The sequence below is a fragment of the Teichococcus vastitatis genome (assembly GCF_003604215.1).
GTDB classification, from domain to species: Bacteria; Pseudomonadota; Alphaproteobacteria; order Acetobacterales; family Acetobacteraceae; genus Pseudoroseomonas; species Pseudoroseomonas vastitatis.
Genome location: NZ_QXGS01000006.1, coordinates 22,972 through 46,389 on the forward strand (window position 1 = coordinate 22,972; position 23,418 = coordinate 46,389).

The following is a 23,418-nucleotide window of genomic DNA, read 5'->3' on the forward strand; positions in this document are numbered from 1 at the left end:
GCCCTTGCGCCCGATCGCGCGCGAGAACCTCAGCGAACGCGCCTACCGCGCCCTGCGCTCCGCGCTGATGCTGAGCCACCTGCGGCCGGGCGAGAAGCTGCAACTGCGGCCCCTGGCGGCGCAGCTCGGCATCAGCCTGACGCCGGTGCGGGAGGCGCTGCTGCGGCTGGTGTCGGAGCAGGCGCTGCAGATGGATGAGCGCGGCACGGTGGTGGTGCCGGTGATCGGCCGCGAGCGGTTCCTGGAGATCCGCCGGCTGCGCTGCCAGCTGGAAGGGGAAGCCGCCGCCGCCGCCGCCGCGCACGCCACCCCGGACGCCATCGCCGCCCTGGCCGCCATCCACGAGCGCATGCAGGCTGCCGAGGCGGCGGGCGATTTCGCCGCCGCCGTGCAGGCCAATGAGCAGTTTCATTTCGGCCTGTGCCGGCTGGCGCGGATGCCGGTGCTGCTTGGCCTGGTGGAGCTGCTGTGGATGCAGTGCGGCCCGCTGCTCAGCCAGCTTTATGCCGAGGCGCCGCCCTTTAATGGTCACCGCGACGCGCTGGACGGGCTCCGGCGCGGCGATGCCGAGGCCGTGCGCCGGGCCATGGTGCGCGACATCGAGGAAGGCGGGCGGCCGCTGCTGGCCGTGCTCGGCGCCGCCCTTCCGCGATCCGGCCGCGGATCGCCGTGAACCAGGGCGGCGCCGGGCATCCCGGCCGCGCCGGACGGCGCCGCCACGGTGGCCGAAGCGCTGCTCAGCGCCGCGCCAGGGCCAGCTGCACCTCGCGCACCAGGCGCCGGCCGATCTCGGCCAGCGGCCGGCGCGCCGACCAGAAGGCCCAGGCGGTGCAGGGGATCGCCGGCTCGAAGGGGCGCACCATCAGATGCGGCCGCCCGGCGAAGGCGGCGGAATAAGGGTCCACCACCGAGGCGCCCATGCCGGCTTCCACCAGCACGCAGGCGGTGTTGCAGTAGCGGACCTCGACGGAGAAGTGGAAGGGCTGCCGCGCCGCCTGGAAGGCGCCGCGCACCGCCGCCCCCATGCGCGTCCCGGCATCCAGCGCGATGAAGCCCCGGGCCGGCAGGTCGGCCGGGGTGACCACCTCCCGCCGGGCCAGGGGATGGTCGCTGCGGAAGACGCAGACCATGCGCGATTGCTGCAGCTCCTCCACCTCCAGCGCCGGCTGCGCGCCCAGATTGAGGCCGAAGCCCAGATCGGCCTGGCCGCTCTCGACGCCGCGCGTCACCTCGTCGAGGTCCCGCACGTCGAAGAAGGTGCGCAGCTGCGGGTGGCGGCGGCTGAAGCCGGCCAGCACCTGCGGCAGCACGCCGTGGCCGAGCGGCGGCGTGCTGAGGATGCGCAGCCGGCTGACCTTGGACTCGCGCAGGTCCTGCACCCGCTCGCGCAGCGCCGCATGCATGGCGAAGAGCGGCTCGGATTCCTCGTGGATGATGCGGGCGGCATCGGTGGGGTAGAGACGGTTGTTGATCCGCTCGAACAACGGAAAGCCGAGTTGCAGCTCCATCTGACGGATGGCGTTGCTCACCGCCGGCTGCGACATCGCCAGCAGCTTCGCGGCCGCCAGCGTGGTCTGGCCGCGGATCACCGCGCGCAGGATTTCGAGTTGGCGAAGCGTCATCGGCGGGCACAGTATAACGGCAGCCAATAGGAAACGGCAATTTCGTATAAGGCAGCCGGTTGTCCGGCCCAGGGAATGGGCGCTTACTGCCGCTTCCGCTTCGTCCAAGGGATCCATCATGGCCCGCCTGCTCCGTGTCGCCGCCGCCCAGATGGGGCCCACCCAGCGCGCCGAGCCGCGCCCCGTGACCCTGGCGCGCCTGGTCGCGCTGCTGGAGCGGGCGGCGCAGCAGGGCGCGCAGCTGGTGGTGTTCCCCGAGCTGGCCTTCACCACCTTCTTTCCGCGCTGGCTGCTCGAAGGCGCCGAGCTGGAGGGCTATTACGAGCGCGCGATGCCGAACCCGGCGGTGCAGGCGCTGTTCGACCGCGCGCGCGAACTCGGCATCGGCTTCTATGTCGGCTATGCCGAGCTGACGCCGGACGGCCAGCATTTCAACAGCGCCATCACCGTGGGGCCGGACGGCGCCATCCTCGGCAAGTACCGCAAGGTGCATCTGCCGGGCAGCGTCGAGCCGCGCGACGGCGCCCGCTTCCAGCAGCTGGAGAAACGCTACTTCGAATATGGCGACCTCGGCTTCCCCGCCTTCCGCGGCGCCGAGGCGTGGCACCGCCCGGTGATGGGCATGCTGGTCTGCAACGACCGCCGCTGGCCCGAGGCCTGGCGCGTCTACGGCCTGCAGGACGTCGAGCTGATGGTGATGGGCTACAACTCGGCGGCCTATGACCCGAATGGCGGCACCTCGGAGAACGAGGAGATCCGCACCTTTCATTCCAACATCGCGGTGCAGGCCAACGCCTACATGAACGCCACCTGGGCGGTCAGCGTCGCCAAGGCCGGCAACGAGGACGGCTCGGGCCTGATCGGCAGCTCCATCATCGTCGACCCGAACGGCGTGATCGTGGCGCAGGCGCAGAGCCTGGGCGACGAGGTGCTGGTGGCGGAGATCGACCTCGACGCGGTGCGCCAGGGCAAGGACAAGATGTTCCACTTCGCCAGCCACCGCCGGCCGGATCACTACCGCCGCATCGTCGACCAGGTCGGCGCCGAGGCGCCGCGCTGATCCCCGCCCCGCCGGAGAGCCCCGCCATGACGCCTGCCTCCGCCCCGATGGGCGCCCGGATGGCCACCGGATCGGCCGCCCTGCCGGACGTGTCCGGCTACAGCATCGTGCCGCAGCGCCATTGGGGGCGCTGGCTGGCGGTGGCGGCCATCGCCCTGCTGCTGGCCGGGCTGGTGCGCGCCTTCGCCGTGGGCCAGATCGAATGGGACTACGTCGCGCGGTTCTTCACCGCGCCGACCATCCTGAGCGGGCTGTTCAACACGGTGGTGATGTCGGTCGGCGCCATGGCGCTGGGCATCGCGCTCGGCATCGCCGCGGCGGTGATGCGCATGTCGCACAATCCGGTGCTGCGCGGCGTCGCCATCGGCTACGCCTGGCTGTTCCGCGGCACGCCGGTGATCCTGCAGCTGCTGCTGTGGTTCAACCTGGCGCTGATCTTTCCCACCATCGGCTTCGGCGAATGGTCCTGGCGCACGGTGGACGTGATGACGCCGGCCGTCGCCGCGCTGCTCGGCCTCGGCATCAACCAGGGCGCCTACACCTCCGAGGTGATGCGCGCCGGCATGCTGTCGGTGGACCAGGGGCAGTACGAGGCCGCCAAGGCGATCGGCATGACGCGCATGAGGTCGCTGCGCCGCATCGTGTTCCCGCAGGCGATGCGCGTGATCATCCCGCCGCTGGGCAACGAGTTCATCGGCATGATCAAGCTGACCTCGCTCGCCAGCGTGATCCAGTTCGCCGAGATCCTGCACAGCGCGCAGAACATCTATTACGCCAATTCCCGCGTCATCGAGCTGCTGATCGTCGCCGCCATCTGGTACCTGATCATCGTGACCATCCTGACGCCGGGACAGATGCTGCTGGAACGCCGCTTCGCCCGCGGCGCCGGGGGCAGCCGGTGAGCGCCCCTCCGGCGTCTCCCCCGCTCGTATCCATCGTCGATGTGCACAAGCATTTCGGCGGTTTCCACGCGCTGAAGGGCGTCTCCCTCGACGTGATGCCGGGGGAGGTGATGTGCATCATCGGCGCCTCCGGCTCCGGCAAGACCACGCTGTTGCGCTGCATCAACCAGCTGGTCGAGATCGACCGCGGCGCCATCTGGGTGGATGGCGAGCTGACCGGGTTCCGCGTCGATGGCGGCCGGCTGCACCACCTGGCCGAGGCGGAAATCGCCCGCCAGCGCCTGGCCACCGGCATGGTGTTCCAGCGCTTCAACCTGTTTCCGCACATGACTGCGCTGGAGAACATCATCGAGGGCCCGGTGCAGGTGCAGCGCCGCCGCCGCGCCGAGGCGGTGGAGGAAGCCCGCGCGCTGCTCGCCCGTGTCGGGCTGGCGGACAAGGAGGCCTCCTACCCGGCCAACCTGTCGGGCGGCCAGCAGCAGCGCGTCGCCATCGCCCGGGCGCTGGCGATGAAGCCGAAGCTGATGCTGTTCGACGAGCCGACCAGCGCCCTCGACCCCGAGCTGGTGGGCGAGGTGCTGGCGGCGATGAAGGAGCTGGCCGCCTCCGGCATGACCATGATCGTGGTGACGCACGAGCTGGGCTTCGCGCGCGAGGTCGCCGACCGCGTGGTCTACATGGATGGCGGGCTGATCGTCGAGGCCGGCACCGCCGCCGACGTGCTCAACTCGCCGCGGGAGGCCCGCACCCGGGCCTTCCTTTCCGCCGTTCTGTCCTGAAGGAAGCCACCCATGCTGAAGCAAGCCCTGCTGGGCGCCGTTCTCGCCGCCGCCTCCTTCGGCGCGGTGGCGGCGGAGCTGCCCTCCCGCATCGCCTCGCGCGGCGCCATCATCGCCGCCATCGTGCCGAACTATCCGCCGCTGGACCTGCGCGACCCGGCCACCGGCAAGCTGACCGGCTTCGACGTGGAACTGGGCGAGGCGCTGGCCGCCAAGCTGGGCACCAAGATGCAGTGGCAGGAGACGAGCTTCGACCAGATGGTGGCCTCGGTGCGCACCGGGCGCGTCGACATCATCCTGTCCGGCATGTCCGACCTGAAGTCGCGCCAGGACACCGCCACCTTCATCGACTACCTGCGCTCCGGCTCGCAGTTCTTCACCCAGGCCAGCCGGAGCGCGGAGTTCACCACGCCGCAGGCGCTGTGCGGCAAGCGGGTCGGCGCCAGCCGCCGCACCGCGCTGCCGAACGATATCAAGGCGTTCAGCGACGCCGAATGCGTGGCCAAGGGCAAGCCGGCGGTGGAATACGTGCCCACCGAAGGCTCCGCCGATGCGCGCACCCAGCTGCGCCAGGGCCGCATCGACGCGGCGATGCAGGGCGGCGAGACGCTGCCCTACATCATGGGGCTGGAGCCCAACACCTATGCCCCGGTGGGCGAGCCGGTGCGCTACACGCTGATGGGCATCGCCACCGGCAAGGATGAGACGCAGCTGCAGCAGGCCCTGGCCGAGGGGCTGCGCGGGCTGATGGCCGACGGAACCTACGCCAAGCTGGCCGAGAAGTGGCAGCTCACGCCGTCCACCCTCACCGAAGTGCAGATTAATGGGGGCGAATGACAACACGCTGAGGGCGGCGCTCGACGCGCTGCCGCTGCTGCCGGCCAACCGCGCGCCGCTGGCGCCGGAATACCCCTGGCCGGCGGGTCACCAGGCGGCGATGTTCCTGAGCTTCGACGTGGATGCCGAGAGCGCCTGGACCGCTAAGGACCCGGCCCGCTATGGCGAGCTGGTGACCATGTCCTTCGGCGGCTACGAGGCACGGGTCGGCACGGCGAAGCTGCTGGAGATGCTGCGCGGGCTCGGGCTGAAGGCCACCTTCTTCATCACCGGCTGGTCGGTGGAGGCGCATCCGGCGATGTGCGAAGCCATCGTGAGGGACGGACACGAGGTCGGCCACCACGGCTTCCACCACCTCATGCCGCAGCCCGGCGACCCGATGCTGGTGGAGGAGGTGGACCGCGGCCTGGAGGTGCTGAAGCGGCGGCTGGGCGTGGTGCCCAAGGGCTACCGCGCCCCGTCCGGCGAGTTCTGCGAGGAGTTGCGCGTCCTGCTGAAGGATCGAGGCCTGCTTTACACATCCTCCTTCCGCGACGATGTGCGGCCCTACCGCCACCTGCTGGCCGACAACACGCCGGGCCTGGTCGAGCTGCCGGTCACCGCCAGCTACGATGACTGGCTGCTGGGCCTGTCGCAGCGCTACAGCCGCCACACCCTCCAGTCGCGCGAGGCCGTGCTGTCCATGTGGACGGACGAGCTGGACGAGATCCGCGACTGGGGCGCCATGGTGACCACCGTGCTGCACCCGCAATGCAGCGGCCGGCCGATGCGCCTCCGGCTGCTGCGCGAGTTCCTGCAGCACGCCCAGGGCTATGGCGATGTGTGGATCGCCACCGGCGCCGAGATCGCCGCGCATTTCACCGCCTGCGAAGCCGCCGGCTGAGCAGCGCACGAACGGAAAGGGTCGGGTCCATGTTGACGCATTGCCGCTGCCTCCTCGCCGCCATGCTGGTGCTGGCGCCGGCCCTGTCCATCGCCCAGGACGTCCCGGAGGCGATCCGCCGCCAGGGCTTCCTGCGCGTCGGCATCGAGGCGACCTATCCGCCCATGGCCTACAAGGACCCCGCCACCAATGAGCGGCGCGGGCTGAACGTCGACCTGGTCACCGCGATCGGGCAGGAGCTGGCGCTGGAGATCCGCTGGGAGGAGATGGCCTTCGCCCAGCTGATCCCGGCCATCACCACGGACCGGGTGGATTTCTCCGGCTCCTCCATGACCGACCTGCCGGCGCGGCGGGAGAAGCTGAGCTTCGTCGACTACGTCTCCACCGGCGCACAGGTGTTCACCACGGCGGCGCAGCAGAAGGGCGCGATGCGGCCGGCGGATTTCTGCGGCCGCTCGCTGGCCACGCCGCGCACCACCAACTACTTCCCGCAGGCCCAGGCCTGGAGCGAGGCACATTGCGTGGCCGCCGGCCGGGCGCCGATCCGGGTGATCGGCACCGAGGGCGCGGCGGCGGCCCGCGCCGACCTGCAGCAGGGCCGCGCGGACGGCGCCATCCTCGGCGCCGAATACGTGGTGTTCCTGCAGCAGCAGAACCCGGGCACCTTCGTGGCCATCGGCGAGCCGATCTCGCGCAACCTGTCCGGCATGGCCTTCGCCCGGGACAAGACGGCGCTGCGGGACGCGGTGGCCGGCGCGCTGTCGCGCATGGTGGCGGATGGCCGCTACGCCGCCATCCTGGCGAGGCACGGGCTGGACAGGCAGGCGCTGCCCGCCATCACCATCGACGCCGGCGAATAACGCCCGGCCGCGGCCTCCGGGAAGCACCGCCCTGCACCACCGCCATCTGAAATCGGCGGCGGCCCGCCTGAGAAGGATGCAGCCATGACCGGACAGCCCACCACCGCGATCTTCGGCAGCTACGTGCTGGCCGAGCAGGACGGCCGCCAGGTCGTGCTGCGCGATCGCTGGGTGATCACCGAGGGTGACCGCATCGCCGCCATCGCCACCGGCCAGCCGAAGGCCGACATCGTGCTGGACGCACCCGGCCGCTTCGTGCTGCCCGGGCTGCTGAACCTGCACAACCACTGCTTCTCCGAGGCGGTGGCGCGCACCCACACCGAGGACGGGGCGGGCCGCAAGAGCAATGGCAGCATCGTCTACACGGTGCTGCTGCCGCTGACCAAGAAGGGCCTCGACATCTTCACCGCCGACGAACGCATGGCGGTGGCCCGGATGGGCGTGCTGCAACTGCTGAAGGGCGGCGCCACCACGGTCATGGAGCCGTTCCGCAACGGCCTCGGCGAGATGTTCGATGCCGCCTTGGAGATGGGGCTGCGCTTCTACGGCGCGCCCTACCTGTTCTCCACCGCCGATGCCAGGGCGGACGCGTCCGGGCAGGTAGCGTATCGCGGCGATGACGGCGCGGCCGACCTCGAAGCCTGGGACGCGCTGCAGGCCCGGTGGGACGGAGCGGCGAATGGCCGCATCCGGCTGGCGATGAGCCCGCACGCCACCGACACCTGCGGCCCCGACCTGCTGCGCGCCTGCGCCGCCCGTGCGCGGGCGCTGGGCGTGCCGCTCACCACCCATCTGGCGCAGAGCCAGCAGGAAGTGGACACCATCGGCCGGCGCCACGGCGGCCGCAGCCCGGCGGAATATCTCGACTGGCTCGGCGTCCTGGGCCCCGATCTGCTGGCGGCGCACTGCATCGCCAGTTCGGATTCCGACCTGGCGCTGATGGCGGCGCGCGGCGCGACGGTGCTGAACTGCCCGCGCGTCTTCGCCCGCGCCGGCACCACCGCCGCCTTCGGCCGCTTCGCGGAGGCGGGGCTGCGCACCGCCATCGGCACCGATGGCTACAACATGGACCTGCTGGGCGAGGTCAACGCCGCGGCCATGATCAGCAAGATCGCCGCCGGCCGCCCCGACGTGGCCGGCGCGCCGGAACTGATCGGCGCCGTGACGCGGCAGGCGGCGCGGGCGATCGGGCGCGACGATCTGGGCGTGGTCGCCGCCGGCGCGAAGGCCGACCTGACGGTGGTGGACCTGACGCATCCGCACCTGCAGCCGCTGCACGACCCGGTGCGGGCGCTGGTCTGGCTGGCCAACCGCGCCAACATCGATGGCGTGATGGTGGATGGCCGGCTGCTGGTCCAGAACGGCCATTACCTGGCGGGCGATGAACAGGCCATCACCCGCGCGGGCACCGCCGCCATCGAGAAGCTGTGGGCGCTGCCGGAGGCGCAGGCGGCCTTCAACAGCTGAGTGTTGCGGGCGGGGCGGCCCAGCAGGAAGCCCTGCACCTCGTCGCAGCCTTCGGAGCGGAGGAGGCGAAGCTGCTCCTCGGTTTCCACGCCTTCCGCCAGGATCGTCATGCGCAGGGCCCGGCCGATGCTGACCACGGCGCGCACGATCTCCAGGCTGCTGCGTTCCTGCGCCAGGCCGCTGATGAAGGAACGGTCGATCTTGATCTTGGTGAAGGGAAAGCGCTGCAGGTAGCTCAGCGACGAGTAGCCGGTTCCGAAATCATCCATCGAGATCCCGACACCGAGGGCGCGAAGCTGATGCAGGGTGCCGAGCGTGGCCTCGGTGTCCTGCAGCAGCATGGATTCCGTGACTTCCAGCTCCAGGCGGCTGGCCGGCAGGCCCGATGCCGCCAGGGCGTGCCGCACCGCCCCGACCAGCGTGCCGCCCTGGAACTGCACCGGCGACAGGTTGACCGCGACCTTGATGGACGAGGCCCAGCCCGCCGCATCCGCGCAGGACCGCTCCAGCACCCAGGCGCCGATCTGCCGGATGAGGCCGGTTTCCTCGGCCAGCGGGATGAACTCGCCCGGGGGCACCATGCCCCGGCCCGGACGGTGCCAGCGCAGCAGGGCCTCGAACCCCGTGGTGGCACCGTGCCCCGCATCCACCAGGGGCTGGTACATCAGCTCGAACTCCGATCGGGCCAGCGCGCCGCGCAGATCGGCCTCCAGGGCGCGGCGGGCCTGCAGCTCGGCATCCATCTCGGGATGAAACAGCTTCCACCCGCCGCGGCCGCCCGCCTTGGCGCCGTACAAGGCGATGGCAGCGTTCTGCAGCAGCCTGTCGGGGCAGCCGGCCTCCTCATCGGCCAGCGCGATGCCGATGCTGGCGCCCACCACCAGGACATGGCCGCGGATCTGCAGCGGAGGCCGCAGGGCCTGCAGCACGCGATCCGCCAGCCCGGCCGCCGCGCGGCGCTGCCCGACCGCCGGCCGCAGGATGGCGAATTCGTCGCCGCCCAGCCGGGCCACGATGTCGCTGTTGTGGCCGCAGTCCCGCAGCCGCTGGCCAACCGCCTTCAGCACCTCGTCGCCCGCGGCATAGCCGAGCATGTCGTTGATGGCCTTGAAGCCGTCGAGCGCGATGGCGAGAACCGCCGGGGTGCCGCCGCCTCCCGCCTGTTGCAGGCTGCTCTCCAGGTGCTCGCGGAACATGCGCCGGTTGTGCAGACCGGTCAGCACGTCGCGCTGGGCCAGTTCCAGGGCATGGCGCCGCTCGGCTTCCAGCTCCGCGGTCCGCTCCCGCACCCGCTGCTCCAGCTCGGCGTTCAGCTCGGTGAGGCGGCAGTTCAGCGCATAGAGTTCGAGGCTCTTCTGTTCGAGAAGGCTTTCGGCTTCTTCCCGCGCGCTGACCTGGCGCGCCAGGCGCCGCTCCAGCCGCTGCACGCGGCCGGCCGTCGCGTCGCCGGCTTCAGCGGTGCGGAGCATCGGGGTTGTCGCGCAGGTCGATGGTGATGCGGGTATAGGCGCCGCCATCCCCTTCCGCAGGCTCGCAGGCGATGGCCACGCGCTGGCCCAGATGCGCGGCGGCGCCCTTGATCACGCCGACGGCCAGCGCCGAGAGCGGCTTGCAGCTGTGGTAGCCGAGCACCAGCCGTTGCCCCGAGCGCTGCTCCGTCATGAAGGACGGCAGTTCGGCGTCGGGATACAGCTTGCGGACCTCGGTTTCGTGGAAGTCGTTGATGCCTTCCAGGATGTCGAACAGGCCACGCTGGCGGGAGAAGAATTGCGGCGCGTAATGCACCCAGCGCTCGAAGCAATGGGTGCCGAAGGCGTCGAGCAGCTCCGGCAGCGGCGTGCCGGTCAGCCGGCTGCAGGCCACCACCAGCGCCACCATCTCGGGGAAGGGATAGCTGCCGACGCTGGTGTAGCCGCCATCATGCGGCAGATCCGCCGCCTCGATGACGTCATCCACCATGTCGGCCCCGTGCCGGGCCTCGACGTGGCGGAAAAACTCCGTGAAAACGAGCCCCTTCATGGTGCGCCTGCCCTGCTGTTGCCGCAGATTGCGCCGAATGCCTTAAGCGACTCGTAACGAGGGTGCCGGGCCCACGGGCCGGAACAACGGGGCCGCGCGTCACGCGCCGCGTGCGGCCGCAAGGCGCCCCGCAACCCAGGAGCCGTTCTTCCATGCCAGCCAGCCTGTCCGCCCGCCGCGCCCGCTTCCGGGCCGTGCTGCAAGGCCCCGATTGCCGGCACCCGGCCTCGGTGTTCGACCCGCTCTCGGCCCGTATCGCCGAGGATCTGGGCTTCGAGCTGGGCATGGTGGCCGGCTCCACCGCCTCGCTGGCCGTGCTGGGCGCGCCGGACCTCGTGGTGCTGACGTTGAGCGAACTGGCCGAGCAGGTGCGGCGCATGGCGCGCGCCAGCGCCCTGCCGCTGCTGGTGGATGCCGATCACGGCTACGGCAACGCCCTGTCGGTGATGCGCACGGTGCAGGAGCTGGAGGGGGCCGGAGCGGCCGGGCTGACCATCGAGGACACCGCCCTGCCGGCCCCGTTCGGCGGCCAAGGCGGCGCCGCCCTGCTGCCGCTGGAGGAAGGGCTGGGCAAGCTGCGCGCCGCGATGGCGGCCCGCCAGGACCCGTCCCTGGTGATCGCCGCGCGCACCGGCGCCTTCGCGCTGGAGCCCGAGGCGGCCGCGCTGGCGCGGGTGCGCGCGTATTCCGAGGCCGGGGCCGACGCGGTGTTCCTGACCGGCATCACCCGGCTGGAGCCGCTGCGGGCGGTGCGCGACGCCACGGCGCTGCCGGTGCTGGGCTTCTTCGGCGCGCTGGATGCGGCGGCGCTGGGTGCGCTTGGCGTCCGGGTGGCGCTGCAGGGACACCAGCCGATGCTGGCGGCGATCGGCGCGGTGCGCGACACGCTGGCGGCGCTGCGCGCCGGCACGCCCCCGCCGCGCTGAGCCAGCCGGAGGAGGCGCTGCTGCGCCAGGTCACCCGGGCCGGGGATTACGAGGAAGCGGCGCGCCGCTTCCTCCGGTGAGGGGCGGCGCCGGTCAGATCTCGTCGCGGCGCAGCAGGTAGTCCAGGCCGCCGATGCGGAACCAGCGATAGCCATAGGGCTCCAGCAGGATGCGGTGGCGGCGTTGTTCCTCCGGCCGGCTGTGCTCTTCCGACAGCAGGTTGATCAGCAGCCCGTCATGCGAGCCGCTGACCTCGGGATCGAGCCGCACCTCGCAGGCCTCGGCGCGCAGGTTGTGCAGCATCAGCACGGAATTGTTGCGCCAGTCGTAGCGGATCGCCAGCACGCCTGGCACGTCGGTGTCCAGCACGCTGAACTCGCCCCAGCCGATCTCCGGCACTTCCTTGCGCATGCGGATCATGCGCTCGGTCCAGTTCAGCAGGGATTGGGGGTCGCGCCGCTGCTGCGCCACGTTGACATGGGCGAAGCCGAACGGCCCTTCCGCGATCACCGGCCGCTTCGGCTCGGTGCTCCGGGTGAAGCCGCCCATCGGCTCGTCCGACCATTGCATGGTGGTGCGGGCGCATTCGCGCTCCGGCAGGCTCAGGTCGTCCCCCATGCCGATCTCGTCGCCGTAGCGGAACACCGGCGTGCCGGGCAGGGTCAGCATCAGGCTGGTGGCCAGTTCCAGCCGCCGCCGGTCGCCCTGCAGCATCGGCGCCAGCCGGCGGCGGATGCCGCGGTCGTAGAGCTGCATGGACTTCTCCGGCCCGAAGGCGGCGAACACCGCCTGGCGCTGCTCCGGCTTCAGCCGGCCGAGGTCCAGCTCGTCATGGTTGCGCAGGAACTGGCCCCATTGCCCGGTGGCGGGATGCTGGCGCGTCTGCTCCAGCGCCTCGGCCAGCAGGCTGGTGTCGGCGGTGGCCAGGGCATGGAACAGGGCCTGGTTGACCGCGAAGTTGAAGATCATGTGCAGCCGGTCGCCGTCGGCGCCGAAATACTCCATGCTGAGCTCGGGCGGGATGTTGGCCTCGGCCAGGATGATGGCGTCGCCCTGGCGCCATTGCAGGAACTCGCGGAACGTCCGCAGCATGTCGTAATTCGCCGCCGGCTCGCGGATGTTCGCCCCCTTCTCGGCGATCACGAAGGGCACGGCGTCCATGCGGAAGCCGCAGACGCCGAGCTGCAGCCAGAAGCCCATGATCTTCAGGATCTCGGCCTGCACATGCGGGTTGGCCGTGTTGAGGTCCGGCTGGAACTCGTAGAAGCGGTGGAAGTAGTACGCCTTCGCCTGCTTGTCGCGGGTCCAGGTGCTGTCCTGCACGCCGGGGAACACCACGCCCTTGTCGGCGTCGGCGGGCTTCTTGTCGGCCCAGACATACCAGTCCCGGTAGGGTGATTTCGGGTCGCTGCGGGCCTGCTGGAACCAGGGGTGCTGGTCCGAGGTGTGGTTTGCCACGAGGTCCATGATCACGCGGATGCCGCGTTGCTTGCAGCCATGGGCGAATTCCACGAAATCGCCCAGCGTGCCGTAGCGCGGATCGACGCCGTAGTAATCGGCGATGTCGTAGCCGTTGTCGCGCCGCGGCGAAGGCTGGAACGGCATCAGCCAGATGGTGGTGACGCCGAGGCCGTGGAGGTAGTCGAGCCGCCGCGTCAGCCCCTCGAAATCGCCGATCCCGTCACCATTCGAATCCATGTAGGTGCCCACGGACACGCAGTAGACGATGGCGTTCTTGTACCAGAGGTCGTCGATCATCCCGGGCGTTTCCCTTCTGTGGCGAAGCCGCGCAACGGTGACCCGAAGGAACCCCATGGCGACGCTGGCGTTGTAAGCCTAGCGGAACAGCAAAGGTTTTCGGCATGGATGATCTGCTCTGGTGGCAGCGCGGCGTGATCTATCAGGTGTATCCGCGCTCCTTCCAGGACAGTGACGGGGACGGCGTCGGCGATCTCGCCGGCATCGCGCAACGGCTCGACCACCTGGTGTCGCTCGGCGTCGACGCTCTGTGGCTGTCGCCCATCCAGCCCTCGCCCATGGCGGATTTCGGTTACGACGTGGCGGATTACCGCGATGTCGACCCGATCTTCGGCAGCCTCGCCGAGTTCGATGCCCTGGTGGCCGAGGCGCACCGGCGCGGGCTGCGGGTGATCCTGGATTTCGTGCCCAACCACAGCTCGGACCAGCATCCCTGGTTTCTCGACAGCCGCTCGGGCCGCAACAGCGCGAAGCGCGACTGGTACATCTGGCGCGACCCGGCGCCGGGCGGCGGGCCGCCCACCAACTGGCTCAGCCATTTCGGCGGCAGCGCCTGGGAATGGGACGCGGCGAGCGGCCAGTACTACCTGCATTCCTTTCTGAAGCAGCAGCCCGACCTGAACTGGCGCAACCCGGCGGTGCGGGGCGCGATGGAGGACGTGCTGCGCTTCTGGCTCGACCGCGGGGTGGATGGCTTCCGCATCGACGTGATCTGGCTGCTGATCAAGGATGACAAGTTCCGCGACAACCCGGCCAATCCGGACTGGCGGGAGGGCGGCAACCCGCGCGACCGCCTGCTCGACCTGTATGGCGGCGACCGGCCGGAGGTGCACGAGGTGATCGCCGGCCTGCGCCGGGTGATCGACGCCTATGACGACCGCCTGATGATCGGCGAGATCTACCTCCCCGTGCAGCGGCTGGTCGCGTATTACGGGGAGGGCGGCGGCGGCGCGCACCTGCCCTTCAACTTCCAGCTCATCACCGCGCCCTGGAATGCCGGCACGCTGGCCGGCATCATCCGCGACTACGAGGCGGCGCTGCCGCCCGGCGGCTGGCCCAACTGGGTGCTGGGCAATCACGACCAGCCGCGCATCGCCAGCCGCGTCGGGCCGGCCCAGGCGCGGGTCGCGGCCGTGCTGCTGCTGACGCTGCGCGGCACGCCGACGCTGTATTACGGTGACGAGATTGGCATGCTGGACGTACCCGTGCCGCCCGACCGCGTGCGCGACCCGGCGGAGCGGAACCAGCCCGGGCTCGGGCTGGGGCGGGACCCGCAGCGCTCGCCGATGCTGTGGGACACCACGCGCAACGCCGGCTTCTCCAGCGGCGAGCCCTGGCTGCCGCTCGGCGCCACCCCCTCCGTCGCCGAGCGGGAGGCGGAGCCGGATTCCATCCTGCAGCTGTACCGCCGGCTGATCGCGCTGCGCCGCGCCGACCCGGTGCTGCGGGGCGGTGCCATCGACGGCGTGGCGGCGGAGGGCAGCGTGCTGCGCTTCCGCCGCTCGCTCGGGGAGCAACAGCGCTGGGTGGTGCTGAACCTCGGCCAGGAGCCGGCCGGCGTGACGCTGCCGGCGGCCGCGCTGGTGTTCTCCACCCTGCCGGGCCGCGCCACCGGGCCGGTGGGCGGCCGCTTCGAGCTGCGCGGGCATGAGGCGGTGATCCTGCGCGGCGACGCCTGAGCCCCGGCTGCCCACGCCGAGCCATCGAACCGAATGATCGAACAAGGAACAAGGTGATGACAGAACTGAACCCGGCGCACCGCAAGGTGGTGGTGGTGACCGGCGGCACCATGGGCATCGGCCGGGCCACCGCCCAGGCCTTCGCCCGCCAGGGCTGGGCGGTGGCGGTGCTGGCCCGTGGCGAGGAACGGCTGCGCTCCACCGAGGCGGAGCTGAAGGATCTGGGCGTGCCGGCGCTCGGCATCGCCGCCGACGTGTCCGATGCGCAGGCGATGGACGCCGCCGCCGCCCGCATCGAGCGGGAGCTCGGCCCGATCGAGGCCTGGGTCAACAACGCCATGGCGACGGTGATCACGCCGGTGATGGACATCACGCCGGAGGAGCTGCGCCGCGTCACCGACGTCACCTATCACGGGCAGGTGTTCGGCACGCTCGCGGCGCTGCGGCGAATGAAGCCGCGCAACCGCGGCGCCATCATCCAGGTTTCCTCCGGGCTCGGGCTGCGCGCGGCGCCGCTGCAATCGGCCTATTGCGCCGCCAAGCAGGCGGTGCAGGGCTTCACCGATGCGCTGCGCTCCGAATTGCTGCATGACGGCTCGGCGGTGACGCTGACGGTGGTGTACCTGCCGGCGGTGAACACCCCGCAGTTCCGCCGCACCCGCAACCACATGGGCCAGGCGCAGAACGCGCCCGACCCCGTGTTCGACCCGCGCCTCTGCGCCAATGCCATCCTGTCCGCCGTGCAGCAGCCGGTGCGGGAGGTCTGGGTCGGCCGCTCCACCCTGCAGATGGCGGCGGCGCAGGCGCTGGTGCCGGGCTTCGCCGACCGCAAGGCGGGGGAGATGTGGGACGCGCAACTCGACCCGACACAGCCGCCGCCCGACCCGGAGGGCAACTTGTTCGAGCCGAAGCCGGGCGATCCGGGCATCGATGGTCCGTTCACCGACCGGGTGAAGCCGGGGCAGCGCGAATTCGTCACCAGCCGGACGCGGGACGCGGTGGTGGCGACCGTGGCGGGGCTGAGCCTGGTGGGGCTGGCGGCGCTGGCCGCCCCGGCGGTCACGGCGATGGCGCTGCACCAGGCCCGCCAGCGCGGCGGCGGCTGGCCGGTGGCCTGGCGGCGGCAGCGCGGCTGGTTCGGCTGAGGCGGCGGGGAGGGGCTGGCGGCCCCTCCCATCGGGCGGCGGACCCATGCCGTTCCGGATATGCCTCGGCGCCGTAAACCTATTGGACGGTGATGGCGGGGCGGTTTACAGCTTCCCGGGAGGGGTGGGGCGCGTCTCTGCCCGCATGGCGGAGACGTCCCGATGAGCAATGAAGAAAAGCCGCAAGGCAAGACCCTGCGCAGCCAGGCCTGGTTCGGCCGGCAGGATAAGATGGGGTTCTATTACCGCTCCTTCCTGAAGAACAGCGGCACGCCCCAGGACCAGTTCGAGAACAAGCCGGTGATCGGCATCTGCAACACCTGGTCCGAGCTGAACCCCTGCAACAGCCACTTCCGCACCATCGCCGAGCATGTGCGCCGCGGCGTGCTGGAGGCCGGCGGCTACCCGCTGGAATTCCCCGTCTCCTCGCTGGGCGAGGTGACGATGCGGCCCACCGCCATGCTGTACCGCAACCTCGCCGCCATGGACGTGGAGGAGGCGATCCGAGCCCATCCGCTGGACGGCGTGGTGCTGCTGATGGGCTGCGACAAGACCACCCCCGCCCTGCTGATGGGCGCGGCCTCCGCCGACCTGCCCACCATCGGCGTGTCCGGCGGCCCGCAGCTGCGCGGCGTGTACCGCGGCCAGATCATCGGCTCCGGCACCAACATCATCTCCATGAGCGAGCAGCTGCGCGCCGGCGAGATCACGCTGCAGGAGTTCCACGAGGCCGAGGCGGGGATGAACCGCTCCTCCGGCCACTGCATGACCATGGGCACGGCCTCCACCATGGCCTCGATGGTGGAGGCGCTGGGCGTCGGTCTGCCGGGCAACGCCGCTATCCCGGCGGTGGATGCGCGGCGCAACGAGATGGCCCGCCTCGCCGGCCGCCGCATCGTGGCCATGGTGCAGGAGGATCTGGTGCTGTCGAAGATCCTGGTGCGCGAGGCGTTCGAGAACGCCATCCGCACGCTGGGCGCCATCGGCGGCTCCACCAACGCGGTGGTGCACCTGCTGGCCATCGCCCGCCGCGTCGGCATCGAGCTGACGCTGGAGGATTTCGACCGGCTGGGCCGCGGCCTGCACTGCGTGGTCGACCTGATGCCGTCCGGCCGCTACCTGATGGAGGATTTCTACTACGCCGGCGGCCTGCCCGTGGTGCTGCGCCAGCTGGGCGAGGCCGGGCTGCTGCACAAGGACGCGCCCACCGTCAACGGCCAGCCGATCTGGGAGAACGTCCGCGCCGCCGAATGCTTCAACCCGGAGGTCATCACGCCGCTGGAAAAGCCGTTCAAGGAAGAAAGCGGCATGGCGATCCTGCGCGGCAACCTGGCGCCCGACGGTGCCGTGATCAAGCCCTCCGCCGCCTCGCCCGAGTTGATGCGCCACACCGGCCGCGCCGTGGTGTTCGAGAACATCGAGGAGCTGCATGCGCTGAAGGACGATGACAGCCTGGACATCGACGCCTCCTGCATCATGGTGCTGAAGAATTGCGGGCCGAAGGGCTATCCCGGCATGGCCGAGGTCGGCAACATGCCGATCCCGAAGAAGCTGCTGCAGCAGGGCGTGCGCGACATGATCCGCATCTCCGACGCGCGCATGTCGGGCACCGCCTACGGCACGGTGGTGCTGCACGTGGCGCCGGAAGCCGCCGCCGGCGGCCCGCTGGCGCTGGTGCGCAACGGCGACATGATCACGCTGGACGTCGCCGCGCGCTCGCTGCACCTGCATGTGGAGGAGGCGGAGCTGGCCGCCCGCCGTGCCGCCTGGGTGCCGCCGCCGCCGGCCGCCGACCGCGGCTACGTCAAGATGTATGTGGACCACGTGCAGCAGGCCAACCACGGCGTCGACCTCGACTTCCTGGTGGGCCGCAGCGGCTCGCCCGTGCCGCGCGACAATCACTGAGCGCGTCGCGGCCCGCAGGATCAAAACAAAGGAGGAAACGAATGGCATCATCACCCTATCGCGGCGTGTTCCCGGTCGCGCCCACCATCTTCGACGACAATGGCCGCCTCGACCTCGAAGGGCAGAAGCGCGCGGTCGACTTCATGATCGATGCCGGCTCGGACGGCCTCTGCATCCTGGCCAATTTCTCGGAACAGTTCGTGCTGACCGACGAGGAACGCGACCAGGTGATGCAGGCGGTGCTGAAGCACGTCGCCGGCCGCGTGCCGGTCATCGTCACCACCACGCATTTCGCGACGCATATCTGCGCCGAGCGCAGCCGCCGCGCGCAGGATGCCGGCGCGGCGATGGTGATGATCATGCCGCCCTATCACGGCGCCACCATCCGCGTGCCCGAGGCCGGCATCTACGACTTCTTCCGCACCGTGTCGGATGCGATCGACATTCCGATCATGATCCAGGACGCGCCGGTGTCCGGCACGCCGCTCTCCGCCGCCCTGCTGGCTCGCATGGCAAAGGAGATTCCCAACGTCTCCTACTTCAAGATCGAGGTGGCGCAGGCGGCGGCCAAGCTGCGCAGCCTGCTGGAACTGGGCGGCGATTCCATTGTCGGCCCCTGGGATGGCGAGGAGGCGATCACCCTGATGGCCGATCTCGACGCCGGCGCCACCGGCGCCATGACCGGCGGCGGCTACCCGGACGGCATCCGGCAGATCATGGACCCCTGGTTCGCCGGGGACCGCGCCGCCGCGATGGCGGCCTATAATCGCTGGCTGCCGCTGATCAACTATGAGAACCGGCAATGCGGGCTGGTGGCCGCCAAGGTGCTGATGCAGGAAGGCGGCGTGATCCGCTCCGACCGCGTCCGCCTGCCGCTGATGCCGCTGCATCCCGAGACGCGCAAGGGGCTGATCGAGATCGCATCCTCCCTTGACGCCCGGGTGCTGCGCTGGGGCCGTTAGGCCCCGCGATCACGGCGCCGCGCTGGCGCTGCGGGCCGGCGCGGCGGCGCTGACGCGCCAGACGCGGTTGCCGACATCATCGGCCACCAACAGCCCGCCGCGCCCGTCCAGCGCCACGCCCACGGGGCGGCCCTGCGCGTCGCCTTCCGCATTCAGGAAGCCGGTCAGCACGTCCTGCGGCGGGCCGGACGGCCTGCCCTCGGCGAAAGGCACGAACACCACCTTGTAGCCGCTCGGCGGCTTGCGGTTCCACGAGCCGTGCTGGCCGATGAAGGCGCCTTCGGCGAAGGCGCCGGGCAGCGCGTTCGCGCCGCCGCCCCAGGCCAGCCCGAGCGAAGCGGTGTGCGGCCCCAGCGCGTAATCCGGAACAATGGCCCTTGCCACCAGCTCCGCACGCTGCGGCTGCACCCGCGCATCCACGTGCTGGCCGTAATAGCTGTAGGGCCAGCCATAGAAGCCGCCATCGCGCACCGAGGTCATGTAGTCGGGCACCAGGTCGCTGCCGATCTCGTCGCGCTCGTTCACCGCCGTCCACAGCGCCCCGGTTTGCGGCACGAACATCATGCCGTTCGGGTTGCGCAGCCCGGTGGCGAAGAGCCGCTTCTGCCCGGAGGCGAGGTCGATCTCCCAGACCGCGGCGCGGCCTTCCTCCGCCTCCAGGCCGTTCTCGGCGACGTTGCTGTTGGAGCCGACCGTGGCGTAGAGGCGCTGCCCGTCCGGGCTGGCGATGATCGTCTTGGTCCAGTGGTGGTTGCGCGGCCCGGCGGGCAGGCCGGTGACGGGCTCACTCGGCGCGGTGATCCGCGTGTCGCCGGTGCGGTAGCGGAAGCGGACCACCGCGTCGGTGTTGGCGACGTAGAGCCAGTCGCCCACCAGCGCCATGCCGAAGGGCGAGTTCAGTTCCTCCAGCAGCACGCTGCGCGTCTCGGCCACGCCGTCGCCATCGGCGTCGCGCAGCAGGGTGATGCGGTTGGCGCTGGGCACCCCGGCGCCGGCCCGGCTCATCACCAGCCCCATCACCCAGTCGCGCAGGCCCTGGCTGTCCTCGGGCTTGGGCGGGGCGTTGCTTTCCGCCGCCAGCACGTCGCCATTGGGCAGCACCAGCAGCCAGCGCGGATGATCCAGCCCGGCGGCGAATTCCTGAACCCGGAGGCCGGCGGCGGGAACCGGCATCGCCCCCTCCGCCCAGCCCCGCGCCGGGGCGATGTTCACGGTGGGAAGCCAGCTTTCGCGCGGCGCCGGCAGTTGCGGGCTGGGGCCGCTGCCATCGGCCACCGACAGGGTGGCCTGGTCGCCGCAGGCGGCGAGCAGCAGGGCGGCGCAGATGGCGGCGGTGGCGCGCATGATGGAGGTTCCTTGCCAGGCGCGCCGGGCGGCGCGCGCTGCAAGGGTAACGCTGGAGCCGCGGCGGGTTTGCTTTCGCCGGCGGCTGCGGCTCAGCCCGGGCCGGCGCCGGTTTCCACCAGGGTGGCGGCGGCGAGGTCGGCCAGCGCCGTGCCCACGGATTTGAACAGCGTGAGGCCCGCCGCATCCGTGCGGCCCGGATGTTCGCCGCGGCACAGCGCCGCCAGGGTCACCACCCCTTCAGGACGCAGCGCGCCCTCGCGCAACGGTTCGGTCAGGTCGCCGGATTCCTCCAGCGCCACCTCGCTGTCCACGAACACGGCGGCGCGGCGCACGGCTTCGGTATCGGCCTCGCGCATGGTGGGGCGGAAGCTGCCCACCAGGTCCAGGTGCTGGCCCGGCCGCAGCCATTCGCCGCGCACCAGCGGCTCGGTCGCCAGGGTGGCGCAGCTGATGATGTCGGCCGCCGCCACGGCGTCCCGCAGCTCGGCGGCCGTCTCCGCCTCGAAGCCTTCACCGCGCAGCTGCGCCACCAACCGCTCCGCGCGGGCCGGGCTTGGATTCCAGACGCGGACGCGGCGGATCGGGCGCACCGTGCGCATCGCGGCGGCGGTCATGCCGGCGATGTGGCCGGCCCCCACCAGCAGCAGCGAGCCGGCATCGGGCCGCGCCAGGAAGGAAGCCGCCAGCGCCGAGGTCGCCACCGTGCGCCGCCCGGTGATCTCGTTGCCGTCCAGCAGCGCGACGGGCCGGCCGGTGCGCCCGTCCGACAGCACATAGGTCGAGTGCAGCGCCGGCAGCCCCTGCGCCGCGTTGCCGGGAAACACGTTCACCAGCTTCACCCCCAGGAAGCCGTCCTGCTGCCAGGCGGGCATCAGCAGCAGGGTGGCGTCCGGCCCGCCGGGCCGGGCGATGCTGTGCTGGTGCCGGCGGGGCGCCTCGGCGCCGGCGGCAAAGGCGGCGCGCAGCGCCGGAACCAGCCGGTCGAAGGGCAGGGCGGCCGCGACGCCGGCGGCATCCCGGACCGGAAGGGCGTGGGCTGGTTGCATGATCGGGCCTTCCCTGTGGCGCCGCCACGGATGGCACACCGGCCGGCGGCTTGTCCACGCACCGGCCGGTTCCGCGCGGGCGCTGTCTTTCAGGCGGTCTCCCGCCGGAACAGCTCGGCACACAGCTGCTGGTGCAGCCGCGCCGCGGCGGGGGAGAGCGGCCGCAGCCGGCTGCGGATCAGGCCGTAGGGCCGCACCACCAGGGGCGGCGCATCCAGCAGCGGCGGTAGGCGGCGGTAGCGTCCGCCCGGTTCCAGCAGCATCGCCACGGAAGCGGTGACGGCGCAGACCGACGGCCCCTGCGCCAGCGCCGCCATGGCCAGCAGAATGGATTCGGTGTCCAGCACGCGCGCCGGCGGCGGCAGGGCGGCGCGCAGGAACAGCGCGTCGATCTCCTGCCGCAGCAGGGTGTGCGGCGGCGGCAACACCCAGGGATAGTCCAGCAGCGCACGCAGCGGGGAGGGCGCGTCTTCCGGCAGCGGGTGATCGGCCGGCACCAGCAGGCACACCGCTTCCTCCCCCACCTCCAGGTACTCCACCAGCTCGGGCGCGGTCTCGGGCGGCATGCGGGCCAGCGCCAGGTCGAGCCGGCCGGCCAGCAGCCGTTCCACCAGCGGCGGGCTGGCATCCACCTCCACGCTGATGCGCAGGTTGGGCTGGGCGTGCTGCACCGCCTCCACGGCGCGGGCGACGATGTCCACCGCCGGCGCCGTCACCGTGCCCAGCGCCACGTGGCCGAAGGCGCCGTCGCGCAGGTTGTTCAGCTCGGCGGCGGTCTGCTCCAACTCCACCAGCACGGAGCGGGCGCGGCGCAGCAGCACTTCCCCCGCCGTGTTGGGCAGCAGGCCGCGCGGGCGGCGCTCGAACACCGCCATGCCGACCATGGCCTCGATCTCGGCCAGCAGCTTGGAAGCGGCGGGCTGGGTGATGCCGAGGGCCTGCGCGGCGCGGTTGAGGTTGCGCGTGTCATCCAGCGCGGCGAGCAATTGCAGGTGCCGCAGCTTCAGGCGGGCGCGGGCGAACCAGTTGGGCGGCAGGCGGGCGGCCATCGGCAGACATATTCCTTCCGATATGCTTCGGGCGGAACTTGGCATTAGACGGCATCGCGCCGCTTTCCTACTGCTGGCGGAAAGCGGGGCCGACTCCGTCCGCCCCTCCACGGGAGAACGTTCACATGACGCTTCACGCAGACCGCGCCCTGCCGCTGTCTCGCCGCGCCCTGCTGGGTGCCGGCGCCGCCGCGCTGGCGCTGCCCGGCATTGCCCGGGCGCAGTCCTGGCCGAGCCGCCCGATCACGCTGGTGGTCGGCTTTCCGCCCGGCGGGCAGACCGATTTCGCCGCCCGCATCGTGCAGCAGGGCATGGCCGCGGCGCTGGGCCAGCCCGTGGTGGTGGAGAACCGCGGCGGCGCCGGCGGCAACATCGGCACCGAATACGTGGTGCGCGCCCGGCCCGACGGCTACACGCTGCTGGCCGCCAACTCCAGCGCCATGGCGATCAACCCGCACACCTTTCCGAACATGGCCGTCGATCCGATGGATCTGGTGTCCTGCGGGCTGGCGCTGAAAAGCTCGCTGATGCTGTGCGTGCATCCGTCCGTGCCGGCGAAGACGCTGCCGGAATTCGTTGAGTGGGTGAAGGCGCAGAAGGGCGGCGTCGATTACGGCACCCCCGCCGCCGGCAGCATGTCGCATTGCGCGATGGAACTGTTCCGTTCCCGCATCGGCAAGCCGGAGATGCAGGACGTGCCGTATCGCGGCAGCGGCCCGGCCATGCAGGATTTCATCGCCGGCCGGTTCAGCGCCATGTTCGACGCCGCCTCGGTGGTGGCCCCCTATGTCAAGGCCGGGCAGGTGCGCGGCATCCTGGTGACGGGGGAGCAGCGCGCGCCGGCCTTTCCGGATGTGCCCACGGCCGCCGAGCAGGGGCTGCAGGATTTCCTGATCACCTCCTGGATCGGCATCTCGGCGCCCAAGAACACGCCGCCCGAAATCGTGTCGCGGATCAACGCCGCGCTGAACCAGGCGCTGAAGGACCCCGCGGTGAGCGGCCGCATCACCGAGCAGGGTGACGAGCCGGGCGGCGGCTCCATCGAGGAGTATGACCGCCGCGTCCGCAACGACCACAAGCTGTGGGGCGAGGTGGTGCGCGCCAACAACATCACCGCCGGCTGAGACCCGCGGGAGGGGCGATCCCCCTCCCGCCCCGCGCGCCCCGGAGCG

21 protein-coding genes are annotated in these 23,418 nt (G+C 71.2%); 14 read left to right on the top strand and 7 right to left on the bottom strand.

The window, feature by feature from the left end; translation table 11 throughout:
* Window positions 1-4: 4 nt before the first annotated feature.
* Window positions 5-673, top strand: coding sequence for a GntR family transcriptional regulator (locus D2K64_RS10775; protein ID WP_238384131.1), 669 nt, complete (start codon window positions 5-7; stop codon window positions 671-673).
* Window positions 674-737: 64 nt separating this feature from the next.
* On the opposite strand, the gene D2K64_RS10780 is transcribed toward D2K64_RS10775, so the two are convergent.
* The gene (locus tag D2K64_RS10780; protein WP_202910626.1) at window positions 738-1,622 is read right to left on the bottom strand and encodes a LysR family transcriptional regulator; all 885 of its coding nucleotides are present in this window, start codon (window positions 1,620-1,622) and stop codon (window positions 738-740) included.
* 118 nt (window positions 1,623-1,740) lie between these two features.
* On the opposite strand from D2K64_RS10780, the gene D2K64_RS10785 reads away from it, so the two are divergent.
* From D2K64_RS10785 to D2K64_RS10815, 7 genes are all read left to right on the top strand, one after another.
* Window positions 1,741-2,682 (top strand): N-carbamoyl-D-amino-acid hydrolase, encoded by a 942-nt coding sequence (locus D2K64_RS10785; protein WP_120008368.1) that lies wholly within the window; start codon window positions 1,741-1,743, stop codon window positions 2,680-2,682.
* 26 nt (window positions 2,683-2,708) lie between these two features.
* Complete coding sequence (locus D2K64_RS10790) at window positions 2,709-3,584, top strand: amino acid ABC transporter permease (RefSeq protein ID WP_238384132.1); 876 nt, start codon at window positions 2,709-2,711, stop codon at window positions 3,582-3,584.
* Window positions 3,581-4,363, top strand: coding sequence for an amino acid ABC transporter ATP-binding protein (locus D2K64_RS10795; protein WP_120008369.1), 783 nt, complete (start codon window positions 3,581-3,583; stop codon window positions 4,361-4,363). The genes D2K64_RS10790 and D2K64_RS10795 overlap by 4 nt, the downstream gene beginning before the upstream one ends.
* A 12-nt stretch (window positions 4,364-4,375) precedes the next feature.
* The gene (locus D2K64_RS10800; protein WP_120008370.1) at window positions 4,376-5,200 is read left to right on the top strand and encodes an ABC transporter substrate-binding protein; all 825 of its coding nucleotides are present in this window, start codon (window positions 4,376-4,378) and stop codon (window positions 5,198-5,200) included.
* The gene (locus tag D2K64_RS10805; RefSeq protein ID WP_120008371.1) at window positions 5,187-6,083 is read left to right on the top strand and encodes a polysaccharide deacetylase family protein; all 897 of its coding nucleotides are present in this window, start codon (window positions 5,187-5,189) and stop codon (window positions 6,081-6,083) included. The genes D2K64_RS10800 and D2K64_RS10805 overlap by 14 nt, the downstream gene beginning before the upstream one ends.
* Before the next feature lie 29 nt (window positions 6,084-6,112).
* Complete coding sequence (locus D2K64_RS10810; protein WP_120008372.1) at window positions 6,113-6,943, top strand: ABC transporter substrate-binding protein; 831 nt, start codon at window positions 6,113-6,115, stop codon at window positions 6,941-6,943.
* 84 nt (window positions 6,944-7,027) lie between these two features.
* Window positions 7,028-8,410 carry an amidohydrolase family protein gene (locus tag D2K64_RS10815; protein WP_120008373.1) on the top strand — a complete coding sequence of 461 codons (1,383 nt, stop codon included), beginning with the start codon at window positions 7,028-7,030 and terminating at the stop codon, window positions 8,408-8,410.
* Here D2K64_RS10815 and D2K64_RS10820 read toward each other — a convergent pair.
* Window positions 8,311-9,879 carry a putative bifunctional diguanylate cyclase/phosphodiesterase gene (locus tag D2K64_RS10820; protein WP_162306178.1) on the bottom strand — a complete coding sequence of 523 codons (1,569 nt, stop codon included), beginning with the start codon at window positions 9,877-9,879 and terminating at the stop codon, window positions 8,311-8,313. The two genes, D2K64_RS10815 and D2K64_RS10820, sit on opposite strands and share 100 nt — an antisense overlap.
* Entirely contained in the window at window positions 9,863-10,429 is a 567-nt protein-coding gene (locus D2K64_RS10825) for a heme NO-binding domain-containing protein (RefSeq protein ID WP_120008375.1), read from the bottom strand. Before D2K64_RS10825 ends, D2K64_RS10820 begins: the two co-directional genes overlap by 17 nt.
* A gap of 152 nt (window positions 10,430-10,581) precedes the next feature.
* On the opposite strand from D2K64_RS10825, the gene D2K64_RS10830 reads away from it, so the two are divergent.
* Window positions 10,582-11,355 carry an isocitrate lyase/PEP mutase family protein gene (locus D2K64_RS10830; protein WP_120008376.1) on the top strand — a complete coding sequence of 258 codons (774 nt, stop codon included), beginning with the start codon at window positions 10,582-10,584 and terminating at the stop codon, window positions 11,353-11,355.
* A gap of 93 nt (window positions 11,356-11,448) precedes the next feature.
* Here the strand turns inward: D2K64_RS10830 and D2K64_RS10835 are convergent, their stop codons facing one another.
* Window positions 11,449-13,113 (bottom strand): alpha-amylase family protein, encoded by a 1,665-nt coding sequence (locus D2K64_RS10835; protein WP_120008377.1) that lies wholly within the window; start codon window positions 13,111-13,113, stop codon window positions 11,449-11,451.
* 104 nt (window positions 13,114-13,217) lie between these two features.
* On the opposite strand from D2K64_RS10835, the gene D2K64_RS10840 reads away from it, so the two are divergent.
* The 4 genes from D2K64_RS10840 (at window position 13,218) to D2K64_RS10855 (ending at window position 18,804) form a co-directional block, all read left to right on the top strand.
* Entirely contained in the window at window positions 13,218-14,792 is a 1,575-nt protein-coding gene (locus tag D2K64_RS10840) for an alpha-amylase family glycosyl hydrolase (protein ID WP_120008378.1), read from the top strand.
* 56 nt (window positions 14,793-14,848) lie between these two features.
* Window positions 14,849-15,937 (top strand): SDR family oxidoreductase, encoded by a 1,089-nt coding sequence (locus D2K64_RS10845; RefSeq protein ID WP_120008379.1) that lies wholly within the window; start codon window positions 14,849-14,851, stop codon window positions 15,935-15,937.
* Between the two features lie 162 nt (window positions 15,938-16,099).
* Window positions 16,100-17,842, top strand: a complete 1,743-nt coding sequence (locus tag D2K64_RS10850) for an IlvD/Edd family dehydratase (protein WP_120008380.1) — start codon at window positions 16,100-16,102, stop codon at window positions 17,840-17,842.
* 41 nt (window positions 17,843-17,883) lie between these two features.
* Window positions 17,884-18,804 (top strand): dihydrodipicolinate synthase family protein, encoded by a 921-nt coding sequence (locus D2K64_RS10855; RefSeq protein ID WP_120008381.1) that lies wholly within the window; start codon window positions 17,884-17,886, stop codon window positions 18,802-18,804.
* 9 nt (window positions 18,805-18,813) lie between these two features.
* On the opposite strand, the gene D2K64_RS10860 is transcribed toward D2K64_RS10855, so the two are convergent.
* From D2K64_RS10860 to D2K64_RS10870, 3 genes are all read right to left on the bottom strand, one after another.
* Window positions 18,814-20,148, bottom strand: a complete 1,335-nt coding sequence (locus D2K64_RS10860; protein WP_120008382.1) for a PQQ-dependent sugar dehydrogenase — start codon at window positions 20,146-20,148, stop codon at window positions 18,814-18,816.
* 92 nt (window positions 20,149-20,240) lie between these two features.
* Window positions 20,241-21,197: a bifunctional Delta(1)-pyrroline-2-carboxylate/Delta(1)-piperideine-2-carboxylate reductase gene (gene lhpI, locus D2K64_RS10865; protein WP_120008383.1), complete on the bottom strand. Its 957-nt coding sequence runs from the start codon at window positions 21,195-21,197 to the stop codon at window positions 20,241-20,243.
* 89 nt (window positions 21,198-21,286) lie between these two features.
* Window positions 21,287-22,246, bottom strand: a complete 960-nt coding sequence (locus D2K64_RS10870; RefSeq protein ID WP_238384133.1) for a LysR family transcriptional regulator — start codon at window positions 22,244-22,246, stop codon at window positions 21,287-21,289.
* A 125-nt stretch (window positions 22,247-22,371) separates the two neighbouring features.
* Between D2K64_RS10870 and D2K64_RS10875 the strand changes: the two genes are divergently transcribed.
* Window positions 22,372-23,370 carry a Bug family tripartite tricarboxylate transporter substrate binding protein gene (locus tag D2K64_RS10875; protein WP_120008385.1) on the top strand — a complete coding sequence of 333 codons (999 nt, stop codon included), beginning with the start codon at window positions 22,372-22,374 and terminating at the stop codon, window positions 23,368-23,370.
* Window positions 23,371-23,418 lie beyond the last annotated feature (48 nt).